Here is a 21,463-nt window from a genome sequence, read left to right as displayed (position 1 = left end):
CGTCAAAAGCGTAGTAAGAACACAATTTTTCTATTCGTTTTTCTATTAGCTGCAACGCATGCTTATTGGCATTTTCTAGCTCATTCTTTTCAACTTAGACGTTATCGAAGCATAATCTGTATATCCCTCAGTACGCTCCCTCTCCCCCTTCTAATTCATTCAATAGATATTTTCCTATCTTTTCCACCGCTGGGGAGAAGACGATCTCCTCGTGCGAACCTGGCACCGAATACTTATTCACTTTCCCCTGTAATAACGGCTTCCATTCCGTGAACAACTCTATGCCTTCTTCAGCACTGAAGTAGATGACCTCCCCAAAATATGGTGTTAAAACATGTTCTGCCATTAAATTTAGACACTTCCTGTGAGCATTGGTAATCTGCTTTAGACTCGTAAGATCCGCATCGGGCGGGAGCACTCCTTCCACGATTAACCGATCAACAAGCATATCCTGTTGATGAACGAGCTCTTCCTCCTGCTCCACTAGCTCTAAATGGATGAAATGCTTCAATATATAAGATAGCATTTCATCCTCTGTCTTGTAATCCTGTTCTGAAGGCACCTTGGTATCCATGAGTACCAATACCTCAACTTCTTCTCCCTGGTTCCGTAGAATAGTTGCGATTTCATAGGCGATGGCACCGCCCAGAGACCATCCTCCCAGACGATACGGCCCCTCTGGCTGAACGCGCTTCATTTCCTCGATATAGAGTTGAACTACTTCCGGCAAAGTCAACCCGTTCATTCCTTCTTTCTCTACGAGAGGATTCTGTAGACCATAAAATGAGCAGTGATCCTTGAGTAACCTTGCTAGCTGAATGTAACAGAATACATTACCCATAAACGGATGAACACAGAAGAAAGGTCTTTTCTCTGATTCTTGTAGTGGAACCAGAACCGATAACGATTTTGCCATACCATGATTCTCACGGATGAGATAAGCGATCCCTTCCACTGTCGGGTTCTTAATCAGTGCGGACACCTTAATCTCTTTTCCAAATTTCTCTCTGACCTTTGAAATCAATTTGATTACAAGGAGAGAGTGACCCCCTCTATTGAAGAAATCATCGTTTACATGGACATCTTCTATCTGTAGCAAATCCTGCCAGATCGTAATCAGCTGATACTCGATTTCATCCCGTGGGATGATTGGTGTAGAAAAGGTACTTTCTCTTTGAATCGTTAAGCTGTTCAGTGCCTTTCGATCAACCTTCCCATTTGTTGTAAGCGGAATCGCGTCTACCTCAATAAAGTGTGCAGGAACCATATAATTCGGTACTTGTCTCTTGAGATGCTCACGCCATTCAAGCATACTTCCTTCACCCACCACATAGGCAACCAATCTCTGATCTCCTGTTTGGTCCTCTCTTATCAAGACTACTGCCTCTTTCACCGATGGATGACTTTCTAAATTCGCTTCAATCTCTCCAAGCTCAATCCGGAAGCCTCGAATTTTCACTTGATTATCGATTCTTCCCAGATAATCCAAATGGCCATCAGCTAAATAGCGGACCAGATCTCCCGTCCGGTATAACCGTTCCCCTTCATTAAATGGATGAGGAATAAAACGTTCGGACGTTAACTCTGGACGATTCAAATACCCTCTCGCTAGGCCTGCTCCACCGATATAAAGTTCACCCGTTACACCAACTGGAACAGGTAACCGATTCCCATCTAATACATAGGCTTGAACGTTCGGCAACGGACGCCCAATGGTTACTCTCTTACTATCTTTTTTGATACGATAGCATGTCGCATCAACCGTACATTCTGTAGGACCATATACGTTATAAAAATGGATTTTGTCAGCCTCTACTAATTGTTCCCATAGTGATGGCATAATCGCTTCACCACCGACCAGTACCTTGCTTGGAACATGAACACTATCGTTTGTTTCTAACAACCCCTCATCTATGAGTAATTGGAGTAGTGAAGGTGTTATATCGAACATTTCCAACTTATTCTCCCGAATATAAGATACAAACTGTTGAGGATCACTGCGAACTTCATTTGAAATAATATACAAACTAGAACCATACAAAAGCATTTGTAATTGTTTAACGGATGAATCAAAGGCGATTGAGGCATTTAGACCAACGCGCATATTAACAGGTATCACATGCGAAAAAACCTCTTTCTGTAAACCATAGGATAGATTTAATACCGAATGATGCTGCACCAAAACCCCTTTTGGATTCCCGGTCGAACCTGAAGTGTAGATCACATACGCCAAGTTTTCTCCTGTCACTTTACATATTGGTGAAAGAGTGCTTTCTCGTGAGATCACCGCTTGATCCCGATCTAAACAAACTGCTTCAACTTCTTCAGGTATCCAACCTTTTAATGCTTCGTTCGTGACCAATACTTGAATCCCTGTGTCCTCCAGAATATATCGTAGGTGACTTTCTGGATACGATGGATCCAACGGAACATAGGCTGATCCAGCTTTCAAGATTCCCATGAGACCGACAATCATCTCAACTGAACGTTGGAAACAAAGCCCGACCATTGATTCGGTCCCAATCCCACATTTCTGGAGATAATGGGCCAATTGGTTTGCTTTCTCATTCAGCTCTCGATACGTCAACTGATGATTTTCATCCACTACCGCCACCGTGTCAGGTGTACGATTCACTTGATCTTCAAACAGTTTGTGGATCACACTCTCACGTGGATACGCTGCTGCATTATCATTCCATTCTTCCAGTAGTTGTTTCTGTTCTATTTCCGTAACATACACCAGCTCCGACAGAGTTTGATCAACGTTCTCGATCATTTGCTTTAACACCTGGCTTAAATGACCCAGCATCCGTTCAATGGTGAGGCCATTAAACTTGCTACGATCATACTTCAACTTTAACAACAACTGGCTTTCTGGAACAACTGTCAATCCTAATGGATAATGAGTTTGCTCTACTCCTTCCAACTCACCAATTTCTAGATTTCCTGAAGACTCCTCTTTCACTGGGTAGTTTTCAAACACATACAAGTTATGGAACAGCGGGGTTCCTCTAGGAACTTCACTCCATCCTTGAATCTCTGTCAAAGAAGCATATTCATATTGTCTTCTTTCTATCTCTTCCTCTTGTATCTTCTGCAACCAATCCATTACTTTTATATCATCTATTAACTGAATTCGCGTCGGTGATGTGGTAATAAAAGGACCTACAATGTTTTCAACATCAATAATCTCCGTAGGGCGTCCTGAGCTAGTTACACCATAGACAATGTCATCTTCTCCACTATACCGGCTCATGAGATACGCCCATGCACCTTGAATTACCGTATTCAAAGTGAGCCTATTGCGCTTCGCCCAGTTTTCTAACGCTTGGGTTTGCTCTTCTGATATATAAGTTACCTTCTCTGTGTAACCTTTTTCTTGCTCCTTACTTTCTAAGCCAAGCAGGGTTGGCGCTGTAAAGCCTCTGAGTTTCTCTCTCCAGAATTTTTCCGCTTGCTCCTGATCCTGCTCTTTCAGCCACTGAATATATTTCTTGTATGGCGGTGACTTAGGTAAATCCACAGCCTCTCCTTTCATCCTCTTCTGGTACTCTGTAAGCAATTGGTTAAAGACCAGTGGCAGGCTCCATCCATCCAACAAAATATGGTGATGCGTCCAAACAACCCGATATTCTTCCTCCGCTTCTTGAATGACAGTCACCCGCATCAATGGCGCTTCATCAAAAAGAAAAGCTTGTTTTCGATCCGATGCCAAAAAGGCTTTTCGTTTCTCCTCTTTTTCTTCATCAGACAACGCACGCCAATCCACTTCATTCAGCTTAAATGGGATATGTTCATACACCACTTGTAAGGGCTCTTCAATCTCATCCCACACAAATGCTGAACGAAAGATCTCATGCCGCTGGATCGTCGATTTCCACGCCTGCTCGAAAGTAAGGATATCCAATTTTCCTTTAAACAGGAAACTTAATTGCACCATATACGGCGCCGAATGTTCATCCCCTTGATCATGCAGCGTATGAAAGATCATGCCTTCCTGCAAAGGTGATAGCGGATACAGGTCGGTAATCGGATAATTCTTTCCACGATTCATCTTAAATAGTACTTTGTTCAAATCTGTTGGGGTGAGATTTGCAATCGTAAAATCCGAAACGGTCAGCGCAGATTCTCCACCCGAAGAATGAATCAATCTACTCAATTGATGGAGCATATTCTCTGATACACTTTGAATGGTCGACTTCGCAAACTGTCCTACATTGTACACCCAAGTAAAATGAAGTTTTCCATCGGTTACAATCCCGATTACATCGATCAAATGTGATCGCTTGGAACCAGGAGCATGATCTAAGCGCGTAAACCCGGTCTCCGGAGCAAACATTGCATCATTAGAGAACATTTGGTCAAATTGTCCAAGATAGTTAAAGCTAATGGACGGCGTGATTTGAGATTGGAATTGCTCACGCATCGCTGGATTTAAGTACCGCAAAATCCCATAGTCAATGCCCTTATTAGGAATTTGGCGTACTTGTTCTTTGACTGCTTTTAAAGCTGCGATGGGCGTGTTAGCACCTGTAATATTCAAGTGAACAGGATAGATACTTGTAAACCATCCCACGGATCTCGATAGGTCAACGTCTTCGATGATCTCTTCCCGACCATGACCCTCCAAATCCAAGGTCAGCGTAGGATTACCTGTCCATGCTGCCGTAGCCTGTACCAATGCTGCCAATAGTACTTCATTGATTTGGACACGATGGGTGCTTGAAATCTCTTGCAATAACGCACGCGTCTCTTTCTCATCTAGCACCACAGTAATCTCCTCGGTTGCTGTGTTTGCTGGATCTTCGAGTGTGGCATCCACTGGTATCATAGCCCCTTCTTGTTCGGACTGCCGCTCCCAGTAATCACGCACTTCTTGCACAATCCCAGACTCAGCGTAATGACGCAATTTCTCCGACCATGCTTTAAAGGATGTACTCTTTGTGGGTAATTGGATCTTCTGAGCCTGGCTCGCTTGATTATACCCCGTTTGCAGATCCTCCAGTAAAATTCGCCAAGAAACACCATCCACTGCTAAGTGATGAATCACCCAGAATAATCGGCCGGGTCTCTTCTCACCTTCATCAAAATACACCATTCTCATTAGCGGTCCTGCGTGTAAGTGTACGCTTGCTTGTGCAGTGTCAATCTCTGCTTGAATCACTTGATGCCATTCTGCTTGTGGCACTTCTTCTAATGAAATCACTGTCAGCGTCGATTGTTCTTCAATTCCTTCATTCCGCTGTTTCCAAGCTCCATCCGGTAAACGTTCATATCTTAAACGCAAGGCATCATGATGAATCAGAAGGTTACGCACAGATTTCTCCAGTAATACGATATCCAGTCGCTCTTTTGTTCTAAAAAACATGGATTGATTCCAATGATGTGGGTTGGGATGATTTTGTTCAAAAAACCATTGCTGAATAGGTGTAAGAATCAGGTCTCCAGTTACAGCTCCTTGCTCCGCTTGTACACCCTGCTCTTCTTTGACTACTTGCGCCAACTCGGAAATCGTTTGGTGTTCAAACATTTGTTTCGGTGTCAATTGCAAACCTGCTTGCTTCGCGCGAGAGACAATCTGAATGCTGAGAATCGAGTCTCCACCGATTTCAAAAAAGTTTTCATGAATGCCAATCGGTTTTGTGCCTAACACACGTTCCCATATCATGGTAAGTATTTGTTCACGCTTATTTCTTGGAGCCACGTAGCCCCCTTCTGTCCCTTGATGATCTGGCACAGGCAAAGTTTTCCGATCAATCTTTCCATTTAGGGTCAGTGGTAACTCTTCCATCTCGACAAAGTAGGCGGGAACCATATGGCTTGGTAGTTGTGCTTTGAGATACTCGCGCAATTCTTCTTTACGCCCTTTACCCACTACATAGGCTACCAATCGCTTATCTCCTGGCTGATCTTCCCTCACCATCACAACGGCCTCTTTTACCGAGAGATGCTCCTGTAAGGTTGCCTCAATTTCCCCAAGCTCAATCCGAAATCCTCTAATTTTCACTTGGTTATCCAATCTTCCTAGATAATCCAAGTTACCATCAGGAAGGTACCTCACGAGATCTCCTGTTCGATATAGCCTCTCTCCTTCTTTGAATGGATGAGAAATAAAACGTTCGGACGTTAACTCTGGACGTTTCAAGTATCCTCTCGCTAGGCCTGCTCCACCAATATAAAGTTCACCCGTTACACCAACTGGAACAGGTAACCCATTTCCATCTAATACATAGGCTTGAACATTCGGCAACGGACGCCCAATGGTTACTCTCTTACTATCTTTTTTGATACGATAGCATGTCGCATCAACCGTACATTCTGTAGGACCATATACGTTATAAAAATGGATCTTGTCAGCCTCTACTAATTGTTCCCATAGTGACGGCACAATTGCTTCGCCACCGACCAGTACCTTACTTGGAACATGAACACCATCATTTGTTTCTAACAACCCGCCATCTATGAGTAATTGGAGTAATGAAGGTGTCATATCGAACATTTCCAACTTATTCTCCCGAATATAAGATAGAAACTGTTGAGGATCACTGCGAACTTCGTTCGGAATAATATACAAACTAGAACCATACAAAAGCATTTGTAATTGCTGAACGGATACATCAAAGGCGATCGAAGCATTTAAACCGACGCGCATGTTAGTAGGTGTCTCTTGTGTAAAAACTTCTTTCTGTAAACCATACGATAGATTTAGTACAGAATGATGCTGTACCAAAGCCCCCTTTGGATTCCCGGTCGAACCCGAAGTATAGATCACATACGCTAAGTTTTCTCCTGTCACTTCGCATATTGGTGAAAGGGTGCTTTCTCGTGAGATCATCGCTTGATCCCGATCCAAACAAACTGCTTCAACTTCTTCAGGTATCCAACCTTTTAATGCTTCGTTCGTGACCAATACTTGAATCCCTGTGTCCTCCAGAATATATCGTAGGCGACTTTCTGGATACGATGGATCCAACGGAACATAGGCTGCCCCAGCTTTCCAGATTCCCATGAGACCGACAATCATCTCAACTGAACGTTGGAAGCAGATCCCGACCAATGACTCTGTCCCAATCCCACATTTCTGGAGATAATGGGCCAATTGGTTTGCTTTCTCATTCAGCTCTCGATACGTCAACTGATGATTTTCATCCACCACCGCCACGGTGTCAGGTGTACGATCCACTTGATCTTCAAACAGTTTATGGATTACACTCTCACGTGGGTACGCTACAGCATTATCATTCCACTCTTCTAGCAGCTGCTGCTCCACTTCGGATAGCATCGTCAACTTCGTCAGTGATTTATCAGGATGTTCCACGATTTCATTCAACCAGTTTTCAAAATGCTCAGCCATACGTCTGATAGTTACAACGTCAAATAAATCAGTCTTATAGACAAAAGAAAGGACTAAACCCTCTTCCACCTCTTCGGCGCTTAAACTCAAATCAAACTTGGCGATCGAAGCATGAATTTCCATCGCTTCTAAACTTCTTCCATGAAGCTTTGGTAGATCTTGTTTCGTGTTTTGCAAGGTAAACATAGTTTGGAAGATCGGAGAATGACTTATACTTCGCTCGGGTTGTATGACCTCTACAATCTTTTCAAACGGAACATCTTGGTACTCATACGCTCTCAATGCTTTTGTCCTTACCTGATACAACAACTCTTGGAATGTTGGTGCGCCACTCAGATCAGCCCGATAAACCAACGTGTTGACGAAGAAACCAATCAACCCTTCAATCTCGCGATAATTCCGATTTGCAATCGGGCTTCCGACAAGAATATCGGATTGTCCTGTATAACGGGAGAGGAAGCTTTGATACGATGCCAGTAAGGTCATGAAGAGCGTAGCCCCTTCTTGACGACTAAGTTCGTTCAGTTTGTCGCGTAACGAGCGTGACAACAACACAGTGTGTGTCGATCCGCTATGGGTTTGCTCAGCAGGACGAGGACGATCCATCGGCAACATTAAGACTGGTAACTCGCCAGACAGCTCTTCCTTCCAATATGCAAGTTGCTGATCAAGTACTTCTTCTTTCAACCATTCCCTTTGCCATTGGGCAAAGTCAGCATATTGAACCGGTAATGGTGCGAGTTCTGCTGGTTTACCACCAACTGCATCTTCATAGAATGCCACCCATTCTTGGAGCAAGATTTCCATCGACCAGCCATCCGAGATAATATGATGCATGGTACAAATAAGGATCCATTCTTCTGCGATTTGTATGATTTTCCCACGGATCAACGGACCTTGTCCTAAGTCAAATGGGGCTTCGACTTCGTTTTGGATCAATTGTTCCATTTCTCTTTCTCGCTCTTCCGGAGAAAGCGTAGTTAGATCCATTTGGGAAAGGGACCGGAAAGCATACGGTTGAATCTGTTGCACTGGATGACCATCCACTTCATGGAACACCGTCCGCAAAGATTCATGACGCTCTAACAACTGATTCCATCCCGTCTCCAATGCTTCGGGTACCCAATTCCCTGTAAGATGGCATACTATCGGCATATTATAAAGTGCACTATTGGGCGTGAATTGGTCGATGAACCACAGGCGCTGTTGGGCATAAGAGAGCGGAATGGCTTCTCCCCGTTGCATCGGCATAAGCGGTGGAATCTCTCGTTTTTTGTCTCCTTTACACAATTGGTCCAATCGCTTCGCCAACGCCTCTACTGTTGAATGCTCAAACAGTTCACGCACTAGCAGTTCGATTTGTAATGCTTCTTTTAACCTGGAGACAACTTGGGTAGCAAGTAACGAGTGTCCACCTCGCTCGAAGAAGGAATCCTGAACACCAATATTTTCTATGTCTAGCACTTGACTCCATACCAATGCGATGAGCTCTTCCATCGGAGTTCTTGGGTATACGGTATTTTCAGTAGATGGTTCATCAGGTACAGGCAATGCTTTCAAATCAAGTTTTCCATTCGGTGTGAGGGGTAAAAGTGCCATCTCGACAAAGTGTGCCGGAACCATGTAATTCGGTAAATGTGTTTGCAGATGCTCCCGCCATTCATGTACACTTCCTTCACCAACTACATAAGCTACCAATCGCTTGTCTCCTGGATGATCCTCTCTTACCAGCACAACAGCTTCTTTCACAGACAAATGCGCCTGTAAAGTTGCTTCAACTTCTCCCAGTTCAATCCGGAAACCACGAATCTTTACTTGGTCATCCATACGACCACGGAACTGGAGATCACCGTCAGGAAGATAACTTGCTTTGTCCCCGGTGTAATAGAGACGTTCCCCTGACTTGAACGGATGCGGAATGAATTTTTCCTCTGTGAGTTCCGGACGATTGACATAGCCACGAGCAAGGCTCTTTCCTCCGATATAGAGATCTCCAATCACTCCAACCGGCACCGGCTGAAGGTGAGAATCTAACACGTATACTTCTGTATTCGCAATCGGTCGACCAATTGACGGAGTACCTGTTGTCATTCCTACAGGCACGTAACAATCAGTGGTAACGACGGTATTTTCCGATGGACCATACTGATTAATCACCGCAAAAGGGATTTGTTCAGATGGATACTGTGTTAACTGATCTCCCCCCGTAATGATAAAACGGAGATCCGTCTTCTCTGGCCAAGATAATTTCAAGAGTCTTTCGAGAATAGGTGTAGGCGCAAAGCTAGCCGTGATCCGTGAATCAATGAGCCAATCTCGTAGAGCCTCTGGATTAATTCGCAACTCTTCTGTTGACAGGTATAGTGCTGCACCAGCAGTGAGATAAGGCCAAATCTCCTGGACAGCTGAGTCAAAGGCAATCCCCGCAATCTGAGTCGCACGATCCTGTGCTGTAATTTGGTATACTGCTTGATGCCAAGAAACCATATTCATCAATGACTGATATTCGACCATGACACCCTTTGGCTTTCCTGTGGAACCAGAGGTGTAGACGATATAAGCTAAGTGCTCGGGTTTTACCCGCCGCTTCGGTGCGATCACGCTTTCATCTGTTATTTCTTCTAATCTCACCGTTTCGACCTGTTCGGATAGACTTTCTTGCGCTGCTGTCGTCACCACGATTTGGATTCCTGCATCTTCAATCATGTATTGTAACCGTGATTTCGGATACAACGGATCTAGGACGACATAGGCCCCGCCAGCTTTTAATATGCCAAGTAAACTTGCGATGAGCTCAGCCGATCTCGGGAGGTAGACGCCCACAACTGATTCAGGAACAACCCCTTTTTTCTGCAAAACATGTGCCAACTGATTTGCTAGCGCATCCAGTTCACCATAGGTCCACTCTCTCATTTGATCGACCACTGCAATAGCATCGGGACGTCGTGCTACTTGGTCCTCAAATCCGTCGCAAATAAGACCCTCTTGGGACTTTTCCATTGCGGTGTCATTCCATGTCTCTACTAACAAATCACGCTCAAATTCGGATAGCATCCCCAGACTATTCAACGACTTTTGTGGATGATGAGAAACTTCATGTAGCCATTTCTCAAAATGTCCTGCCATTCGTTCGATGGTTGTAACATCAAATAAATCCTTATTGTATTCAAAAGCGAACATTAATCCTTCTTCCGTCTCGGCTGCCATTACACTTAAATCAAATTTCGCGATCGGGCTATGGCTTTCTATCATATCGATCTTTCTACCAGACAACACCGGAAGCTCTTGTTTCATATTTTGTAAGATGAACATCGTCTGGAAGATCGGAGAATGACTTGTACTCCGCTCGGGTTGCACAACTTCCACAATTTTTTCAAATGGAATATCTTGATATTCATATGCTTTCAGTGCCTTTTGACGCACCTGCGACAAAATATCTTGGAAGGTCAGTGTACCACTCAGATCAGCCCGATAGACCAGCGTGTTCACGAAGAAGCCGATTAATCCTTCAACCTCTCTGTAATTACGATTCGCAATTGGACTTCCGACGAGAATATCTTCTTGTCCTGTATAACGGGAGAGGAAGCTTTGATACGCAGCCAACAAGGTCATGAAGAGAGTCGATCCTTCTTGACGACTGAGTTCGTTCAGTTTGTCGCGTAATGAACGTGACAACAACACAGTGTGTGTCGATCCGCGATGGGTTTGTACCGCCGGACGAGGGCGATCCATCGGCAGTTGTAGCAAGGGAAGCTCACCAGACAATTCTTCCTGCCAATAGTGGAGTTGCTGTTCAAGCAATTCTTCCTTTAACCATCCCTTTTGCCACTGAGCAAAGTCCGCATATTGGATCGGTAATGGTTCAAGTTCTGCTACCTTCTCATCCGTTGCTTCCTCATAGAAAGCCATCCATTCTTCAAGTAGGACTCCCATCGACCATCCATCCGAAATAATATGATGCAGGATGCAGAGGAGGACCCAATCCTCTTCTCCCACTCGTAAGAGGATTGTCCGAATCAGTGGGCCTTCTCCTAAGTCAAATGGCACTTCTGTTTCTTGCTGCATCAAACGCTTAACTTCCGCTTCTCGCTCTTCCGGAGAAAGCATAGTTAAATCCATTTGAGAAAGGGACCGGAAAGCATACGGTTGAATCTGCTGTACTGGATGACCATCCACTTCATGGAACACCGTCCGTAAAGATTCATGACGTTCTATCAGCTGATTCCATCCCTTCTCCAATGCTTCGGGTACCCAATTCCCTGTAAGACGGCATACCATCGGCATATTATAAAGTGCACTATTGGGCGTAAATTGGTCAATGAACCACAGGCGCTGTTGGGCATAAGAAAGCGGAATGGCTCCTCCCCGTTCCATCGGCATAAGCGGTGGAATCTCTCGTTTTTTGTCTCCTTTACGCAACTGATCCAGTCGCTTCGCCAGCGCCTCCACCGTTGAATACTCAAACAGTTCTCGCACTGGTAGTTCGATTTGGAAGACTTCTTGTAAACGTGAGACAACTTGGGTAGCGAGGAGCGAGTGGCCACCAAGTTCGAAGAAGGAATTCTGAACACCAATATTCCCCATACCTAACACTTGACTCCATACCGATGCGATGAGCTCTTCCACTGGTGTTCGCGGTGAGACAATATCTACACTCATGGACTGTCCATCCAATGCCAGTAAGGCTTTGCGATCGATTTTGCTATTCGGAGTGAGTGGCATAGCTTCCATTTCGACAAAATAGGCCGGAACCATGTAATTCGGTAATTGCGTCATGAGATGCTCGCGCCATTCTCCATTGTTTCCTTCACCCACCACATAAGCTACTAACCGCTTGTCTCCTGGATGATCTTCCCTCACTAACACAACAGCCTCTTTCACAGATGAATGATTGTGTAGGACCGCTTCAATTTCTCCCAGCTCTATCCGGAAGCCTCTGATTTTCACTTGGTTATCTATTCTTCCGATATACTCCAAGTTGCTGTCATTCAGATACCTCACCAGGTCCCCCGTCCGATAGAGCCGTTCCCCTTCCTTAAATGGATGCGGAATAAAACGTTCAGCAGTTAACTCTGGACGATTGAAGTAGCCACGTGCCAAGCCTACACCACCAAGGTAAAGTTCCCCAGCCACACCTATGGGTACCATCTGTTGGTTTTGATCCAACACATACAATTCGGTATTATCAATCGGACGACCAATTGGAATAAGCATCTGTTCTTTTTCTAAATCACAATCATAGTAAGTAACATCTACAGTCGCTTCGGTAGGACCATATAAGTTGCTTAATTTCGTTTGCTGAAAATCATAAAACACACCCTTAAACCGGCGAACCTGTTCGGTATTTAACGCTTCTCCACTAGTGAAAACCTGACACAAAGACGATACGTCCTTTTTCGCTTTGGATTGTTCCATATAATCCAAGAATGTAGATAACATCGACGGAACAAAGTGCATTGTGGTCACGCGATATCGCTCAATACACTCCTCAATCATTGCAGGATCCTTCTCTCCACCCGGTGGAAGTAAACAAACACGTGCTCCTACAAATGACCACCAAAATAATTCCCAGACAGATACATCAAACGAAAACGGCGTTTTTTGAAGAATCGTATCCTGTTCAGATAATGGATAGTTTTTTTGCATCCACTGTAATCGGTTGATAACCGAGTGGTGTTCGATCATCACTCCCTTCGGATTCCCTGTCGAACCCGAAGTGTAAATGATATACGCCAAGTTGTTTGCTGTCACTCCACTTACTGGCGCCAAGCTACTCTCTTTAGAAATCGCTGCTTGATCCTGATCTAAACAAATTGCTTGGATACCTTCGGGCAACCAACCCAGTAGCGCTTCCTTTGTTAAAAGCACTTGAATCTTTGAGTTCTCTAATATGTATCTCAGGCGATTTTCGGGATAACTCGGATCCAGTGGGACATAAGCCCCGCCGGCTTTGAGAATCCCTAAGAGACCAATGATCATATCGGGTGAACGCTCGACACATATACCGACCAATGACTCAGGTCCTATATCCTGTTTCTGTAAATAATGTGCCAATTGGTTCGCTTTCTCGTTGAGTTCTTGATACGTCAGCTGTCCACCTTCATACACTACTGCCACCGCTTCAGGTGTACGCGCAACCTGCTGCTCAAACAGTTCGTGAATCAAGCTCTTATGTGCATAAACTACGTCAGTGTCATTCCATTCTTCCAAGAGCTGCTTCTGTTCTGTGTCCGATAGCATCGGCAGCTTTGTAAATGATTCATCTGGATGATGAACAATTTCGTTCAACCAGTTTTCAAAATGCCCTGCCATGCGTGCAATGGTTCTCCTGTCAAATAGATCTGTATTGTAATCAAAAGAGACAAATAGACCTTCTTCCACCTCAAAAGCGGTTAGACTCAAATCAAATTTCGCGATGGAAATATTACTTTCTATCATTTCCAAACTTCTCCCAGACAGCTCTAATCGTTCTTGTTTTATATTCTGTAGCGTAAACATGGTCTGGAAGATCGGCGAATGACTCGTACTCCGTTCAGGTTGTACAGCTTCTACCACTTTTTCAAACGGAATATCTTGATATTCATACGCCTTCAACGCCTTTTTCTTTATCTGAGACAAAATCTCCCGAAACGTAGGAGTTCCACTCAGATCCACCCGATAGACTAACGTATTAACAAAGAAGCCAATTAATCCCTCTACTCCTTTATGATTCCGATTCGCAATCGGACTTCCGACGAGAATATCTTTTTGCCCCGTATAACGAGCAAGAAAGCTCTGATACGCAGCCATTAAGGTCATGAATAAGGTGGATCCTTCTCGTTGACTTAAATCCTTCAATGAACTGAGTAGTGTGTGAGGAAGAATCACGCGATACGTGTCCCCAGCGTACGTTTGCGTAACCGGTCGAGGGAAATCCACTGGCAGTTGTAGTATAGGAAGCTCACCGGACAATTCTTCCTGCCAATACGTGAGTTGTCGATCTAACACTTCACCTTGCAACCACTGCTTTTGCCATTTCGCAAAGTCTGCATATTGAATCGATAGCGAACTTAGTCCAGCAGGCTTCCCACTCGTTTCCTCCTCGTAGAAGGCAAGCAATTCATTGATCAATACGCCGATGGACCACGCATCAGAAATAATATGGTGCATGGTACATAGCAATAACCATTCCTCTTTCCCTAATTGAACCAGTTGATTACGAATCAAAGGGCCATTCATTAAATCAAACGGATCCTGCGCTTCTCTAGCAATCAAACTCTCTATCTCTTTTTCCTTTACTTCCAGAGGAAGGTGAGAATAATCCTCTACAGGTAGTTTTCTAGGAAGGAATTCCACAATATGTTGTACCGGTCGGTCTCCTAATTCATTAAAAACGGTGCGTAATGATTCATGACGCTCAATGAGTCGATTAAATCCCTTTTCCAATGCTTCAGGTATCCAATGTCCTTTTAGACGCCATACTGTCGGAATATTATATAATGAACTATTTGGGTTAAATCGGTCCATAAACCACAAACGTTGTTGTGCATAGGACAACGGAAGCGCTTCTTTATTCTCCTTTTTCTGCATCTGCTTCTGAAGCCACGCTCTCTTCTCAGGAGAAAGCGAATCCAGCTTCGCAAGTAAATCACTTCTCATTTTTTCAACCCTTCCTCAACCAAGTTGCTCTCGAATATACCTTGCGCTTCTTCCTCTGATAACTCTTCCAATTGCTTAAGAAGTTCAAGTAACTCTTCATCATTACTCGCTGCTGCTTCTTTTTGAATATAGTCTTGAAAACTTACATTCCCCTTACTATCATTCTGCGCTTGCTCATTTCCACTACGGCGCAACTGATTAACCCTTTCTGCCAATTCCTGCACCGTGGTATACGTAAATAAATCATGCAGTGGCAACTCAATTCCAAAGGCTTCTTTCAGACTAGAAACAGCTTGTGTTGCGAGTAATGAATGACCACCGAGTTCAAAAAACGAATCATGAATCCCGATATTTTCCGTGCCTAAAACTTGATGCCATATCGAAACAATTGCTTCTTCCGTAGGTGTACGAGGGGCAACATAACCACCCTCCGCTTCCTTGCAATTTGGTGCAGGTAAGGCTTTCCTATCGATTTTCCCATTTGGGGTGAGTGGGAAAGCTGTCAATCCTACAAAGTGTGCCGGAACCATGTAATTTGGTAACTGGGTCTTGAGATAATCACGCCAATCATGAGCATTTTCTTCTCCCACTACATAGGCAACCAAACGCTGATCACCCGGATAATCTTCGCGTACCATCACAACAACTTCGTTTACCGATGAATGACTTTGTAACGTCGCTTCAATCTCACCTAGCTCAATCCGGAATCCACGGATCTTCACTTGATGATCGATCCTACCGAGATAATCCAAAGTCCCGTCCGGTAGGTACCTCACAAGGTCTCCCGTCCGATATACTCGCTCCCCTTCTTTAAATGGATGCGGGATAAAACGCTCGTTTGTTAAGTCAGGGCGGTTTAAGTAGCCACGTGCCAAGCCTGATCCCCCAATGTAAAGCTCACCGACTACACCAATCGGTACCATTTGCTGGTTTGCACTGAGTACATATACTTCTGTGTTAGAGATGGGTCTACCAATCGGTGGTACCTTGTGCATGACACCCTTTTCTAACTTCATATACGTGGAATAAGTAGTATCTTCGGATGGACCGTATAGGTTGTACACCTTTTCAATCGGACTTCTCTCATACAAGTGCTGGACCAATGACTGCGGCAACGGTTCTCCAGCCAAATTCATCACCCTTACCGAAGAAGGGATTGTCTTTGCTCGAACCAGTTCCTTCGCTGCTGATGGTACAGTATTGACCAAAGTCACATCCTTCGTGGACAACTTGTCCAGATGAAGAGCACTTTCAGCGACAATCACCTTGCCACCCATCGTCAAAGGAACAAACACTTCAAAAACCGATAGATCAAAGGATAGTGAAGTTGAAGCCAGCACTCCCGCTAATTCCTCTCGGGAATAGGTTTGATGTGCCCAATGGATCATCGTCAACGTACTCCGATGCTCAATCATCACTCCCTTAGGATTACCAGTGGATCCTGAGGTATAGATGATATAAGCTAAGTTATCGCTTGTCACTTCACTCGTACATGTCGTCGTTACTTCCTGTTCGATCGCTGCTCGATCACGATCGATACAAATCATGTCAACGGATTCAAGTAACGTCATTTTTTGCTGCAACTTTTCCTGTGTCACCAGTACTTCGATATGAGCATCCGCTAAAATATACCGTAGTCGGCTCTCCGGATACGCAGGATCAATCGGTACATACGCTCCTCCTGCTTTCATGATTCCTAAGAGACCGACAATCATCTCGGATGAACGTGTAACGCTAATCCCAACCAATGATTCACATCCCACCCCCCGCTTCTGGAGATAATGGGCCAACTGATTGGAACGTTCGTCCAGTTCTCGATACGTTAGCTCCTCATCTTCGCACACTACCGCGATTGCTTCTGGCGTTTTCTCCACTTGTTCCTCAAACAATGTATGAATCGTGCCTTCACGTAGGTCCACGACACCTGTGTCATTCCATTCCTCTAGTAACCGATTATATTCTGCTTTCGATAGCATATTCAGTTTTGATAGAGAATCTTTTGGATGAGATACAATTTCATATAACCAATGTTCAAAATGGCCTGCCATTCGTTTAATGGTTGCAGCATTAAATAAATCGGTATTATATTCGAAAGTTAGTAATAAACCTTCTTCCGTCTCCGATGCAAACAAACTCAAATCAAATTTGGCAACCGAAGTATGACTTTGCATCATCTCCATGTTTCTTTCAGATAGCTGAGGCAACCCTTGTTTCGTATTCTGTAAGGTAAACATGGTTTGGAAAATCGGCGAATGACTGGTATTCCGTTCAGGTTTTACGGCTTCTACCACTTTCTCAAACGGAATGTCCTGATACTCGTATGCTTTTAGTGCTTTTTTTCTTATCTGCGACAGAAGTTCTTGGAACGTCGGATTTCCACTGAGATCAGCTCGATAAACCAACGTATTTACAAAGAAACCAATTAATCCTTCAATCTCCATAACATTCCGGTTCGCAATCGGGCTTCCAACCAAGATGTCGTCTTGTCCCGTATAACGCGCAAGAAAGCTTTGATACGCAGCCATCAAGGTCATAAATAAGGTGGATCCTTCTCGCTGACTTAACTCCTTAATCTTTTCCCATAGGGAATACGACAACATCAGAGACTGACTTGCACCACTGTGGGTTTGAACAGCAGGACGAGGATGATCCATCGGTAATTGCAAGACCGGTAACTCACCAGCTAATTCTTCCTTCCAATATTGAAGGTGCTGATTAAAATCCTCTTCTTTTAGCCATTCTTTTTGCCACAGAGCAAAGTCCGCATATTGAACAGGTAACTTCTTCAGCTCCACCGGCTTTCCACTTAGCGCTCCTTCATAAAAAGCCATCCATTCTTCGAGCAAGATCCCCATTGACCATCCATCCGAAATAATATGATGCATCGTACAAAGAAGTACCCATTCCTCTTTATCCATTTTCAAAATTCGCGTTCGAATTAAGGGAGCTTGTCCCAAATGAAATGGTTCTTCCGCTTCGTTTTGAATGAGCCGCTTCATCTCTCTTTCTCTATCTTCCAGAGAGAGAATTGTTAGATCCATTTGGGGGAGGGGCCTGAAAATATGCGACTGAATCTGTTGAACGGGTTGACCGTCCCGCTCTTGAATCACCGTCCGCAATGATTCATGACGTTCAATCAACTGATTCCATCCCATCTCCAATGCTTCAAGAGACCATTTTCCTGTCAGTCGACATGCTGCATGAATATTGTACATCGCACTATTTGGCGTTAACTGATCAATGAACCATAGGCGTTTCTGTGCGTAGGAAAGCGGAATGGATTCTTCCCGTGCCATAGGTACAAGTGGTGGAATCTCTCGTTTTTTGTCTCCTTTACACAACTGATCCAGTCGCTTCGCCAATGCCTCTACCGTATCGTACTTGAAAAGTTCGCGTAGCGGGATTCTGATCTGGAATGCTTCTTGTAATCGAGAGACGATTTGAGTAGCGAGTAGTGAGTGCCCACCCCGTTCAAAGAAAGAGTCCTGGATGCCGATATTTTCTATTCCTAACACTTGACTCCAAACCGAGGCGATGAGCTCTTCCGATGGCGTTCGCGGTAGGGCGTTAAAATCTCCCATAGGTTGTCCATCCGGTGCTGGTAAGGCTTTTCGGTCGATTTTCCCATTCGGAGTAAGCGGGAAATATTCCAACTCTACAAGGTGTGCTGGAACCATGTGATTCGGTAATTGGTTTTGGAGATACTCTCGCCACTTTTGGATATTTCCATCGCTTATCACATACGCTACCAATCGCTGATCGCCTGGGCGATCTTCTCTTACTAGCACGACAGCCTCTTTGATAGACGAATGCCTTTCTAAAGTCGCTTCAATTTCTCCAAGCTCAATCCGAAAGCCACGCATTTTCACTTGATGGTCCATTCTTCCTATGAATTTTAAATTCCCATCAGTTAGATATCTTACTTGATCTCCGGTTCGATATAGCCGTTCTCCTAATTGAAACGGATGCGGAACGAATCGTTCAGCAGTTAGATCAGGGCGGTTTAAGTAACCACGTGCTAAGCCTGCACCACCAATATACAACTCACCCTCTATCCCTATCGATTGCAAGCGCTGATTCTGATCCAATACATATAGTTGGATATTCTGTATCGGTTTTCCAATAGAAACAAATTCTTGATTGAGTTGACAGTCATATGCATTCACGTAAATGGTTGCTTCTGTCGGTCCATAAAAGTTGGTCAATTTAACTTGTCCGCCCTGACCCCAGTGCTGTTGAAATCGTCTAACCAACCCTGGACTAAGCTCTTCCCCACCAGAAAACACATGACGCACGGATGAACATTTCCGTTTCAACTCAATATGATCGAAATGATCTAAGAAAACAGATAGCATCGAGGGAACAAATTGGACAACGGTAACCTGATGGTTCTCTATCACTTCAGCTATTATGGAAGGCTCTTTCTCCCCCCCCGGAGGCAGGAAGGATACACATGATCCTACACTAATACCCCAAAATAACTCCCACACAGATACGTCAAATGAAATCGGTGTTTTCTGCAAGACTACATCCCTTTCAGAGAGTGGGTATTGATGTTGCATCCATTCAAGATAATTGATCACCGAATGATGCTCGATCATCACTCCCTTTGGTTTTCCTGTAGATCCTGAAGTATACATGACGTATGCTAAATCTTTTCCTGCTACACTACTTATACATGCGGTCGGTTCTTCCTTTTCAATCGCAATGCGATCTTGATCCATACAAATTATTTCGATTTGTTCGGATATACCTACTATTTTTTCTAACCTTTCTTGCGTCACTAGTACTTCGATTCTAGCATCTTCTAATATATAGCGTAGCCGACTCTCGGGATACGTAGGGTCAAGCGGAACATAGGCTCCTCCTGACTTTAGAATCCCTAGCAACCCTATCATCATTTTGGGGGATCGTTCCATATATACGCCGACTAAAGACTCTGGACCCACACCACACTTCTGTAAATAGTGAGCCAGCTGATTAGCACGCTCATTCAGCTCTCTATAGGTAAGTTGCTCATTTTCATAAATAACCGCGATCGCTTCTGGTGTTTTCTCTACTTGCTTCTCAAATAACGCATGAATCATGCTCTCACATGAATATTCTACTTGGGTATCATTCCATTTCTCTAGTAGTTGTGTCCGCTCTTCCATTGTTAAATTGGTAATTTCGGATAGCTTTGGATCCGAGCTTTTCGTCATCTGGATCAATGTTTGCGATAGATGACCCTGAATCCGATGAATGGTCTCTTCATCAAAATGATTCCGGTCATACATCAACTTCAAAGTGATTTCCTTACCTGGCATTGCAATAAACGTCAAAGGATAATTTGTTTGTTCTGCACTTTGAGCCTCTAGTAATCTTAAATCAGCATTGCGTTCTCCTTGGATCGGGTAATTTTCGAACACATACAAAGTATGAAATAAAGCACTACTCCTTGGAACTTCACTCCAACCTTGAATATCGACCAATGAATTATACTCGTATTGTCTCCGTTCCATTTCTTTCATCTGTATCTTACGGAGCCATTCTACTACTGATGTATCATCCGTTACACGAATTCGTGTAGGCAATGTGTTAATGAATAGACCAACCATTTTCTCTGCTCCAACTAATTCAGTAGGACGTCCAGAGCTAGTCACACCAAATACGATGTCGCTTTCGCCGCTATACCGGCTCATCAAATAAGCCCAGGCTCCTTGCAGTAACGTATTTAATGTTAGCTGATTAATTCGCACCCACTCTTGTAAAGACTCAGTCAGTTCCTCAGATAGCCGATAAACACACTCTCCATAACCCTTCTCCTGCCCCTGGTCACTTCTTTCCGTCGCTAATGGCGTAGGTGCATGAAATCCTTTTAATTCTTCTGTCCAGAATTTTTCAGCTTTACTTAGATCTTGTTTATTAATCCACTGGATATATTTTTTATAGGGAAGAGACTTGGGAAGATCGAATGCTTCTCCCTTTATCATCTTGAGATAAACTTCCATCACTTCACTGAAGATCAGGGACACACTCCACCCATCCAACAAAATATGATGATGCGTCCAAATGATTCTCGTTTCTTCTTCTGCTTCTTTAATCGCAGTGATTCTCATTAACGGTGCTTCGTCTAACGAAAACCCTTGCCTTCGATCAGCATTCAAAAACTGGTGTAATTTCTTTTCCCTCTCTCCACATGGAAGAGCACTCCAGTCTTCTCGACGAATGGTAAAAGGAAGACGTTGATAAACAGCTTGCAATGGCTTTTCTACTTCCTCCCAAACAAATACAGAACGAAGGATCTCATGTCGGTGAATGATGTATTCCCAAGCCTTTTCGAAAGTGGCAACATCCAATCGACCACCGAGTAAGAAACCTACCTGTACAATGTAGGAAAAAGAATGGTCATCATCTTGATCATATAAAGTATGAAACAGCATCCCTTTTTGCAAGGGGGATAATCCGTATATATCAATAATGTCCCTCATC

At 44.0% G+C, this 21,463-nt stretch carries 2 protein-coding genes; both read right to left on the bottom strand.

The window, feature by feature from the left end; all coding sequences use genetic code 11:
- Positions 1–127: 127 nt before the first annotated feature.
- Entirely contained in the window at positions 128–14,992 is a 14,865-nt protein-coding gene (locus ACIQ0C_RS02270) for a non-ribosomal peptide synthetase (protein ID WP_403056508.1), read from the bottom strand.
- Complete coding sequence (locus ACIQ0C_RS02265) at positions 14,989–21,462, bottom strand: amino acid adenylation domain-containing protein (protein WP_403056505.1); 6,474 nt, start codon at positions 21,460–21,462, stop codon at positions 14,989–14,991. The genes ACIQ0C_RS02270 and ACIQ0C_RS02265 overlap by 4 nt, the downstream gene beginning before the upstream one ends.
- Position 21,463: the final 1 nt, after the last annotated feature.

The sequence above is a fragment of the Peribacillus sp. NPDC096448 genome (assembly GCF_044762675.1).
Taxonomy (GTDB): domain Bacteria; phylum Bacillota; class Bacilli; order Bacillales; family DSM-1321; genus Peribacillus; species Peribacillus frigoritolerans_B.
The sequence above is the reverse complement of the archived record's forward strand: the minus strand, read 5'-3'. Positions and strand labels throughout refer to the sequence as shown.

Bases quoted from the DNA above. Each gene is read 5' to 3' on its own strand.
- ACIQ0C_RS02270 (WP_403056508.1), bottom strand. From the start codon at position 14,992: ATGAGAAGTGATTTACTTGCGAAGCTGGATTCGCTTTCTCCTGAGAAG.
- ACIQ0C_RS02265 (WP_403056505.1), bottom strand. From the start codon at position 21,462: ATGAGGGACATTATTGATATATACGGATTATCCCCCTTGCAAAAAGGG.